The organism is Kitasatospora sp. NPDC059812 (assembly GCF_042732075.1).
Lineage (GTDB): Bacteria > Actinomycetota > Actinomycetes > Streptomycetales > Streptomycetaceae > Kitasatospora.
The window spans coordinates 134,034-144,050 of sequence record NZ_JBHWIO010000006.1 but is presented as its reverse complement, the minus strand read 5'-3'; the positions used below and the strand labels follow the sequence as shown (position 1 = coordinate 144,050).

6 protein-coding genes and 1 pseudogene are annotated in these 10,017 nt (G+C 73.2%); 4 read left to right on the top strand and 3 right to left on the bottom strand.

The window, feature by feature from the left end; all coding sequences use genetic code 11:
- The 3 genes and pseudogenes from ACFV6D_RS05240 to ACFV6D_RS05230 form a co-directional block, all read right to left on the bottom strand.
- Positions 1-1,693 (bottom strand): annotated as a pseudogene (locus tag ACFV6D_RS05240) (hypothetical protein); the annotation flags it as partial.
- Positions 1,694-1,898: 205 nt separating this feature from the next.
- A complete protein-coding gene (locus ACFV6D_RS05235; RefSeq protein ID WP_380558526.1) occupies positions 1,899-3,488 on the bottom strand; it encodes a lipase maturation factor family protein in 1,590 nt (529 codons plus the stop codon).
- Positions 3,489-3,715: 227 nt separating this feature from the next.
- Positions 3,716-4,789 carry a GAF domain-containing protein gene (locus tag ACFV6D_RS05230; protein WP_079135982.1) on the bottom strand — a complete coding sequence of 358 codons (1,074 nt, stop codon included), beginning with the start codon at positions 4,787-4,789 and terminating at the stop codon, positions 3,716-3,718.
- Positions 4,790-5,215: 426 nt separating this feature from the next.
- Between ACFV6D_RS05230 and ACFV6D_RS05225 the strand changes: the two genes are divergently transcribed.
- The 4 genes from ACFV6D_RS05225 to ACFV6D_RS05210 all read left to right on the top strand — a co-directional run bounded on the left by ACFV6D_RS05225 (position 5,216) and on the right by ACFV6D_RS05210 (position 9,979).
- Positions 5,216-6,484 carry an acyl-CoA dehydrogenase family protein gene (locus tag ACFV6D_RS05225; protein ID WP_063351508.1) on the top strand — a complete coding sequence of 423 codons (1,269 nt, stop codon included), beginning with the start codon at positions 5,216-5,218 and terminating at the stop codon, positions 6,482-6,484.
- Between the two features lie 476 nt (positions 6,485-6,960).
- Positions 6,961-9,114: an ATP-binding protein gene (locus ACFV6D_RS05220; protein WP_380558478.1), complete on the top strand. Its 2,154-nt coding sequence runs from the start codon at positions 6,961-6,963 to the stop codon at positions 9,112-9,114.
- Positions 9,114-9,545, top strand: a complete 432-nt coding sequence (locus ACFV6D_RS05215) for a roadblock/LC7 domain-containing protein (protein ID WP_063349859.1) — start codon at positions 9,114-9,116, stop codon at positions 9,543-9,545. Before ACFV6D_RS05220 ends, ACFV6D_RS05215 begins: the two co-directional genes overlap by 1 nt.
- Positions 9,542-9,979, top strand: coding sequence for a DUF742 domain-containing protein (locus tag ACFV6D_RS05210; RefSeq protein ID WP_380558476.1), 438 nt, complete (start codon positions 9,542-9,544; stop codon positions 9,977-9,979). Before ACFV6D_RS05215 ends, ACFV6D_RS05210 begins: the two co-directional genes overlap by 4 nt.
- Positions 9,980-10,017: the final 38 nt, after the last annotated feature.

Here is a 10,017-nt window from a genome sequence, read left to right as displayed (position 1 = left end):
CCTCAACGGCCTCAACCTCGACCACCGGCTCGTCGGCCTCTGCCACGAGAACCTCGACCGCGGCGACCTCGGCGACCGTCTCGGGCTCCGCAGCCGGCTCGACCTCAGCCACCGGCTCCACGACGACGGCGGCAGGCGCCTCCTCGACGGCCTCAACCTCAGCCACCGGCTCCACGTCCTCAATGGCCTCGGTCGCTTCGACCGACTCCATGACGACAGCGGCGGGCGCCTCCTCAACGGCCTCAACCTCGACCACCGGCTCGTCGGCCTCTGCCACGAGAACCTCGACCGCGGCGACCTCGGCGACCGTCTCGGGCTCCGCAGCCTCCTCGGTCGTCTCCGGCTCGACGACGGGCGCGGCCTCCAGGACCGGCGCCTCCTCCGCAAGCTCGACCTCGGCCTTGGCTTCGACAGCGGCTTCGACCTCGACCTCGACAGCGTAAACCTCGACGACGGCCTCGGGCTCCGTGGTTTCCGCGGCCTCCGCCAGAGCGGCGGTCGCGGCGGCCACCAGGTCATCGGCGGCTGGGGACGGCGCCGGGAGGGAGACCACGACAGCGGACGGGGCTTCCTCCGTCGCCTCTTCCTCGGCTGCCTCGGCCGTCTTGACCACGGCCGCAGCCTCAGCGTCGCCCGAGTCTGCTTCCCCGTCCGCGTCCGCGTCGGTCACCGTCTCCTCGACCGAAGCCGGAGCCGGAGCCGGAGCCGAGGCCTCGACGGCGCTGCCCTCCCCCGCGAGCCCGTCGCGCTGGCCGCCGGCCAGGGCCTGGCGGGCGGCGAACGCGGCTTCGGCGGCGCGGCGGTCGGCCCGGGCGGCGGCGAGTTCGGCGAGCAGGTCGCCGAGGCCGGCCTCCTCCAGGGTGGTGCGCAGCCCGCGGATGGTGGGCAGGCGGTAGAGCGTGCCCTCGTCGGCGGCGAGCCGCTCGACGAGGTCGACGAGCTCGGCGAAGGCCAGCCCGTCGAGGTCGTGGTCGGGGAGCATCCGGGCGAGGCCGCGCAGTCCGGTGTTGATCGCCTCGAAGGCCTGGGCGGTGCGCTCGACCAGGGCGCCGTCGGCGGGGACGACCGGCAGGGTGCCGGCGGGGGCGAGGGCGGCCCAGGCGCGGCGTTCGACCTCGGCGGAGGCGAGTGCCTCGTGCAGGTCTTCGCGGCGGATGCGGCGGTCGGTGGCGAGGGCCGTGGCCTGCTTGCGCAGGGAGCGGGCGCGCAGCCAGGAGAGCTTGACGCCGTTCTCGCGGCGCCAGGTGCCGTCGGCGGTGGCGGCGGCGAGGGCGCCGAGGTCGGCGTCGTAGGCGGCGGTGGTGAGGGTGGCGGAGGTGCGGTGGACGCGCTGGAGCATCTCGACGAGGAGTGCGGCCTTGGCGACGGTGTCGGGTTCGTCGAGCTTGGCGTCGGCGGCGAGGACGGTGACGGCGTCCCAGGTCTGGCGGAGGTCGCGGCCGCGCAGTTCGGCGAGGGCGGTGGAGGCGGCCCGGGCGTCCTCGGGGGTGGCGACGGTGTCGACGGCCGCGTACCAGGCGTGGGTGTCGGCGGTGAGGGTGAAGGCCCCGAGTTCGGCGTAGCGGCCGAGGTCCTCGCGGAGGTCGGTCTCCGCCGTGGTGGCCTTGGCGTCCTGGGGGTCCTTGACGTCTGCGGCGTCGGCGACGTCCGCCGGGTCGGCTGCGTCGGCGTTGCGCGAGTGAAGCACTGTCATGTGAGGTCCGGTTCTGGGCGACGACGGCGGGGCTGGCGGCGAGGGGGCGGCGGACCGGTTGCGCGGGGTGCCCCGGGGGCGGGGCTGGGGGGCGCGCGGGCGGGCCGCCGGTTGTGGACGCCCAGAATACGGGTGCCCGTTCGAGCCTTGCACGCACCCACCGCCCGACGGGCGGGTGTCGTGTGCCATACCCCCCGCCTGGCCGCTACCCGGGAGGGCCGCACGGGTGGTGGGGCGTTGGGCCGGACGGGTACTGGGGCCCACGGCCGTCGGGCCGGGCGGGCGGGCTCTCCGGGCGGGCCCCGGGCCGCCGCGGCCGGTCCAGCGGGACGGTGCGGAGCCGTCGGCCGAGGGGTGGGCGGTATCCGGCGCGGCCGAGGGTGGTGAGGTCGACCGGCGCGAGGTACTCGTGGAGCGCGGTGCGGTGCCACCATGCGCCGGTTTCCCGCAGTTCGCGCCAACTGGTGAACCGGTAGAGGTAGAGGGTCGCCCGGACGTGGGTCGGCGGGGTGCCGGGAAAGGGGTTGTGGCGCAGCAGGCGAAGGGTGGCGGGGTCGCCGGCGAGCAGGCGGGCGATGAAGGGCAGGAACCAGGGGCGGGCGTAGGCGGGTGAGATGCCGGCGAACCACATCAGCCAGTCGAGCCGCAGGTGGTAGGGGGCGTACTGGCGCGGGAGACGGCGCACGTCGCCGGGTTTGCCCTTGAAGCCGTACTCGTGCCAGACGGTGTGCGGGGTGAGGGTCGGTTCGTCGGTGCCTTCGACGACGACCTCCTGGCGGATGCGGCTGATGCTGCCGAAGGCGCCGTAGGTGTTGACGAGGTGCAGCCGGTTGAAGGAGCGGTTCATGGCCTGGCGGCGGGAGACGAGGTTGCGGACCGGCCAGTAGCTCAGGACGGCGACGGCTGCGGTCAGGGCGATCACCAGCGCCTCGAACCAGACGGGCGTGGCGGGGTGGACGCGGGCGTGGACGGGCAGTCCGACGCGGGCCGGGTCGACGGCGGCGAGGGCGAGCGTGATGGTGAGCCAGTTGAGCCAGGCGAAGTTGCCCGAGGCGATCAGCCACAGCTGGGTGGCGACGACGGCGCAGGCGGCGTAGCTCGCGACCGGCTGCGGGAGGAGGAGGCCGACGGGGACGACGAGTTGGACGAAGTGGTTGGCGGCGACCTCGACGCGGTGCAGCGGGTCGGGCAGGTGGTGGAAGAACCAGCTGAGCGGTCCGGGCATGGGCTGGGTCTCGTGGTGGTAGCGCAGGCAGGTGAGGTCGCGCCAGCAGCGGTCGCCGCGCAGTTTGATCAGTCCGGCGCCGAACTCGACCCGGAAAACCAGCCAACGCATCAGCCAGAGCACCAGGGTGGGCGGGGCGGTGTCGGCGTTGCCGAGGAAGGCGGCGAGGAAGCCCGCTTCGAGCAGCAGCGACTCCCAGCCGAAGGAGTACCAGGTCTGTCCGACGTTGACGATCGAGAGGTAGAGCCCCCAGAGCACCGCCCACAGCAGGACGGACGCCCAGAGCGGGACGGCGTCACCGAGTCCGGCGGTCACGGCGGCGGCGAGCGCGGCGCCGCTCCAGGCGACGGCGGCGAAGAAGCGGTCGCTGTAGTGGAGGTGGAACAGTCCGGGCGAGTGGCGGAACGGGACCCGGGCGGTGAAGCGGGGCACCGGCAGCATGCCGTCGCTGCCGATGAGGGCGCGGAACTGTGCGGCGGCGGCGAGGAATCCGATCAGGTAGAGGCCGGCGAGCAGGCGTTGGACGAGCAGTCGGCTCAACCAGTAGTCGGGGGCGGCGAACCAGTCCATGCGGCCCATGCCTACCATCGGCGGCCGCCGGGCGGGACGCGGCCGGGGCGCGGGCGGGGACGGTTCACCCGCTCGGGCCCGCCCCCGGACGGCACCGTGGCGGGGAGCCTCTCCTCGGGGGTGAGAGGCGCCCCGCCACGGTGGTGGGTGGTGCGCGGTGGTACGGATCGACGAGCAGTGGTGCGGAGGGGGACGGCGACGCCGCACGCGGACGGCGGGTCGGCGGCTCAGCTCGGCAGGACGAGACCGGACTCCCCGGCGATGCCCGGGCGGCCGACGGGGGTGGCACCGTTCTGTTGGAGCCGGTCGACCAGCAGGGCGGCCAGCGTGCCGAGTTCCTCCTCCGTGCGGGACTGCGCGGTGACGTCCATGCCGACGGTGAGGACACCGTTGACCTGGCCGGTGCGCGCGGCCCGCAGCGGGGTGCAGGTGAAACTGAAGATCTGCTGGCCGCGCTGGGCGTCGGGGCGGCCTGACTGGATCCGGACGTCGTTGAGGACGGTGCTGCGCCCGGTGTGGTAGGCCTCGACGATGACCTGCTGGAGGCCGGCGGCGCCGAGCTGCGGGTAGGCCAGGCCGATCGCGCCGTACGCCACCGGGGCTCCGAAGGTGTCGGCGTGCTGGGCGTTGGCGTAGCGGATCTCCTGACCGGGGCCGTCGGTCAGCATGATGGGGAACGGGGAGCCGTCGAAGGCGGCGAACATCTCCTGCTGCTGGGCGAGCAGGTTGTCGCGCAGCCGGATCTCGGAGAGCAGTGCCTCGGCGAGGTGCTGGATGTCGCGCAGCCGCTCGCGCCCCCACTGCCGGGGTTCCCGGTCGAGGACGCAGACGGTGCCGATGACGGTGTTGGTGTCGTCGACGAGCGGGGCGCCGAGGTAGGCGCGCACGCCCAGTTCGTCGACGACCGGGTTTCCGGAGAACCGGGGGTAGGCGAGGATGTCGTCGAGCGCGAGGGGGGACCGCTGGGCGACGACATGCGGGCAGAAGCCGTGACTCAGCGGCATCTGACGGGTGGGAAGGTCGAAGGCGATGCCCCGATCGGCCCAGGAAGCGCCTTCATCGACCGCGACGTCGTTCGAGTTTGGCGGAATGTAGAGCCCCCGGAACATCTGGCGCTCGTCGTTGATGAAGTTGACCATCGCGATGGGAGCGCGGGTGATGCTGGCGGCCAGGTGGGCGAAGCGGTCGAAGGCCTCGTCCGCGGACGGTTCGTTGAGACCAAGGCTGCGCAGCCTGCGGGTCCGCTCGGACTCCCCGGCGGCACCCGGGAACTGGCCTTGAGTGCTCATCACATCAGTCATGGCGCACATGTAATCAGACATCCGGGCGGTTCGGTGCTCCCGGTCCGGCTCATCACCGTTGCTGATGGACAGTCAAAGCCGCATGTGAGCGGCCGCTCAGCAGGTTGCCACGGCGGGGCAAGATCACTTCCCACTCAGAGCCATGGCAAAACTCCTCAGCGTAAGGACGGGCCGATTTCCGCCAATCCAAGATCGACTCTGGGTCAGCACAGGAGGCCCATACGACAATGAGCCCTGCCGAAGACACGGGCGGCATTCCCAACCCCGGGGAGGACGCCCCGAGTTCCGCATGCACCGATTGCAAAGGGGCAGTCGGCCGCCACCACCTCGAACCCCCACTCATTCCCGGGGAGCGGCTGGAGCGACTTCGACAGCACGGACGGAGGCACGGCACATCCACTGACAAGAGAGGACCCCAGCATGGCGATGGACTACTTCACCGACGAGCGCCACGAGAGTCTCCGAGCGGAGGTCCGGGAGTTCGCGGAGAAGGAGGTACGCCCGCACGTGGCCCGAATGGAGGCCGAACGGACCGTCGAGTTCGAACTGTCGCGGGAGATCGCCCGGCGGGGCTGGATCGGGGTGACCATTCCGCGCGAATTCGGCGGACTGGGACTGGGGCACCTCGCCAAGACCATCATCGTGGAGGAACTCGCCCGGATCAGCGGCGCCATGGGTGCGATGGCGCAGGCCTCACAGCTCGGAGTCGCCAAGGTCATCCACTTCGGCTCGGACGCCCAACGGCGCAAGTGGCTGCCGAGGTTCGCCTCCGGCGAGTCGCTGCCGACCATCGCCGTCACGGAACCGGAGTGCGGCGGCCACGTGCTCGGCATGTCCGGCACCGCCCGCCGCGAGGGCGACCAGTACGTGCTCAACGGCCGCAAGTGGTTCGTCGGCAACTCCCACATCGGCGACGTGCACGGCGTGGTCTTCCGCACCGGCGAGGGCAGCAGGGGCCTGTCCGCGTTCCTGGTCGAGAGCGAGCGCCCCGGCTTCCGCGTCGGCGAACTCGGCTCGCAGAGCGGCCTGCACGGCTTCAGCTTCGGCGAGATCGTCTTCGAGGACTGCCGCATCCCCGTCGGCAACCGGCTGGGCCTGGAGGGCCAGGGCCTGGACGTCGCCTACTCCTCCTCCACCCTCTACGGCCGGCTCAACCTCGCCGCCGTCGCGCTCGGGATCCACACCGCGATCGTCCAGGACACCGCTCGCTTCGCCGAGGAGCGGGTGCTCTACGGCAAGCCGATCAACCAACTGCCCAACATCGCGCTGAAGCTCGGCGAGATGCAGTCCAGGCTGATGACAGCCAAGTTGGCCGCCTACCACGCCTCGCACCTGCTCGACCACGGCAAAGCCTGCGACGCCGAGCTGATGAACGCCAAACTCATCAACACCGAGTACGCGCTGGACTCCGCGCGCAACGCCATGGAGATCCACGCCGCCCGGGGCCTGCAAGCCGAGTTCCGCATCGAGCGCTACCTGCGCGACGCCACCCACGTCTACCCGCCGGCCGGGACCTCGGACGTCCAGCGGCTGCGGCTCGGGCAGGTCGCCTCCGGCACCTACGGCAAGCAGTGGTCGGCGGAGCTGTCCGACCTGGCGAGCTGGGCGTGGAGCGAACTGTCCCAGCGGGAGGCCGCGGTGGAGCTGCAGGCCATCGGGGGCGGGCAGGTGGTACCGATACCGCTGGCGGGCTGAATCGGTACTGCGCGCCCTCGGGGCCGGACGCCCTTGGAGCCGGGCACCCTCGGAGCCGGGCACCCTCGGAGCCGGGCACCCGAACCGAGAGGGCGAACGTTCGGCACGGCGGCGACTTGACCTGTTCCTGACGACTCTCCGGGAGGTTCTCCCGGCCCCCGGAGAGCCGTCCACGCGCCGTCCACGCGCCACCCGCGACCGACGTGAGCTGCGACTTTCCGCCGGCGGACACTCCCCCCGGACTCCTCCACCATCGTCACCACCCGTCCACAGATCGTCAGTTGATGTTGCGATGAGGGCACCTGGGACTGATAGCGTTCCTGCCGTCGGCGGCCGTGCTGCACCCCCGCCCGGACGATGACACCGCGTCACCCCGTCCGGCCACCCCGGCCGCGGCGCCCTGAAGCCCCGGCCGGACCGCGCACAGGCCGGTCCGCCGTTCGGCCCAGCGACTCGGCCCTGCAACAAGGAATCAGATGCCAGGCATATCGGCCCCCCGCACGGCCCACCGCGCCGGCCGGTCCGGCTCGCTCCGCAGCTCGCTCCTCGCCCTCGTACTGGTCCCCAGCCTGGGCCTCGCCGCCGCCTGGGGCTACGCCGCCTACCTGCTGCGCGGCACCGAACACCGCACCGCCCTGATCGCCGGAAGCGCCGCCGTCGCCCTGGTCCTGCTGATCAGCCTGGCCCACGGCATCCGGACCGCGCGGGCCCTGTCCGCCCGCCTCGGCGCACTGCGCACCGACACCCTCGCGCTCGCCCAGGACGAGATCCCCGAGGTCGTCGGACGGCTGCGCGCCGGGGAGCCCGTACCCACACCGCCCGCCTGGTCACCGTCCCGCCGGACCGGCGACGAGGTCCAGCAGACCTCCGACGGCCTCGCCGCCGTCCGCCAGGCCGCCGTCGCCGCCATCATCCACCAGGCCCAGGGCCGCGAGGGGACGAAGAAGGTCTTCCTCAACATCGCCCGCCGCACCCAGATCCTGATCCACCGACAGATCAGCATGCTCGACGCCCTGGAGCGCGAGCACGAGGAACCCGAGCTGCTGCGCGAACTGTTCGCGGTCGACCACCTCGCCACCCGGATGCGGCGCAACGCCGAGAACCTCGTCATCCTCGGCGGCGCCCTGCCCGCCCGGCGCTGGCGCAACGCCGTGCCCATGGTCAACGTGCTGCGCAGCGCCGTCTCCGAGACCGAGAACTACGCCCGCGTCGTCGTCCAGGGCGTGCCGCGCGCCTCACTCAGCGGACAGGCCGTCGCCGACGTCATCCACCTGATCGCCGAACTCATCGAGAACGGCACCACCTTCTCCCCGCCGTACACCCAGGTGCAGGTCTCCGCACAGGAAGTCCCCAAGGGCCTGGCGGTCGAGGTCGAGGACCGCGGCCTCGGCATGGGCGAGGACGAGTACGAGCGGCTCAACGACTACCTGGCCAACCCGCCCGAGCTGGACGTCTCCGCCCTCGGCGACGACCTGCGCCTCGGCCTGTTCGTCGTCGCACGGCTGGCCGCCCGGCACGACATCCAGGTCACCCTGCGGCCCTCGCCCTACGGCGGCACCCGGGCCGTGGTGCTGGTGCCGTCGGTGCTGCTGGAGCAGGCCGACCAGCCGGCCGCCATGGCCGGACTGCCGTCCGGCGCGCGGGTCACCCGGACCCCTGTCCCCGAGCCCGTGCGGGCGGCGGGCGGCAACGACCCCGGCAGTCCGGACGGCGGGCTGGACGGGGGGCTGACCGGCGCGCTCGCCGGAGTGCTCGGCGGGCTGATCGGCACCGGGCCGGGCGCTCCGACGCCCGGGGCCGAGCCGGGTGCGCCCGGCGGGCCCGGGGCTGGTGGTGTGGCCAGTGGCCTGGTGGTGCCTGGTGTTCCCGGGGGACCTGGTGTTCCCGGGGTGGGTGGCAGCGGTGTGATCATCGGCGAGCTGCTCGCCCAGTACCCCCTGGACGGCGGCCCGGCCGAGGGAGCCGCCCCCGGCCCGGCCAACGGCGGTCTGCCGGTCGGCGCCGAGATACCCGGTCTGCCCGGGGCCGTGGTCGTCCCCCGGCCCGTCTTCCCGCGCCCGTACGAGGTCCCGTCCGACATCCCGCCCGGTGGGCCGCCGGCCGACGGCCGTGCTGCGGACGTGCCGGCCGGAACCACGGCCGGGCCCACGACCGGGCCCTTCGACGGTGCCACCGCCGAGCCTCCTGCGCCCGCCCACGGACGCGCCCAGGAGGAGCACTCGGACCACGGCCCGGACGGCGAACTGCGCACCCCGCGGGTCCTGCCGCAGCGGGTCCGCAACGCCAGCCTCGCCGAGCAGCTCCGCGAGGCCCACGCTCCCGGCGCCATGCTGCCCCCCGTGGTCGGCCCGCCGCCCCAGGCCGGGCCCTGGCACGGAGCCACCGGAGCCACCGGACAAACCGGGGCCGCCGGAGGAACCCGGGCCGCCAGGGCCGACGACCCGTCGCCACAGCGCTCCCGCACCACCATGGCCGCCATCCAGCGCGGCACCCGGACCGCCCGCGCGGCCGACCCCGACGCGCCGACCACCCCCACCGCCCCCCAGGCGCCCGCCGCGCCCCACCTCCCGGCCGCACCTTCCGCCGCCTGGGAGGCCTCCGCCGTTCAGGAAGCCAAGGAACAGCAGTGATGACGCAGCACACCGACACCCCGCGCGACCTCAACTGGCTGCTGGACCAGCTGGTGGCGCGGGTACCCGAGACCCGGCACGCCATCGTCCTCTCCGAGGACGGCCTGCTGGTCGGCATGTCCCAGGGCCTCGACCGGGCCGACGCCGAACACCTCTCCGCCGTCGCCTCCGGTCTGCAGAGCCTCGCCCGCGGCGCCGGCCACCGCTTCAACGGCGGCCGGGTCCGGCAGACCGTGGTCGAGATGGACCAGCTGTTCCTGTTCGTCACCACCGCCGGGCAGGGCGCCCGGCTCGCCGTCCTCACCAGCGAGCAGGTGGACGCCGGGCTGATGGCCTACGAGATCAACATGCTGGTCAAGCAGGTCGGCCAGTACCTCACCGCGGCACCGCGCAGCGACGCAGGCCAGGCCGGCGCGGGTGGCGGTGCGTGACCGCCGACGCCGAGGAGGCCTGGTTCTACGACAAGGACGCAGGCCATCTGGTCCGCCCCTACGCGATCACCAACGGGCGCACCGGCCCGGTCCGTGACGGATTCGCGCTGATCACCCTGGTGGTCACCTCCGACCCGCGCACCGACACCAGCCGGCTCACGCCCGAACCGGCCGCGATCCTCGACCTGTGCCGCGAACGCCCGCTGGCCGTGGCCGAGATCGCGGCCACCCTCGACCTGCCCGTCAGCGTCGTCAAGGTGCTGCTCGACGACCTCGCCGAGGCCCGGCTGATCCTCACCCGCGCCCCGGTCCAGCTCGCCGAGGCGCCGGACATCTCGCTGATCCAGGCCGTGATCGAGGGCGTGGGGGGGGGGGGGCCCCCCGGGCCCCCCCCCCCCCCCCCACGGCGCCCCCCCCCCCCCCCGCAGAGATAAAGAGCCCGCTCGCGATTGAGGGGGGGGGTGAGAGTCAA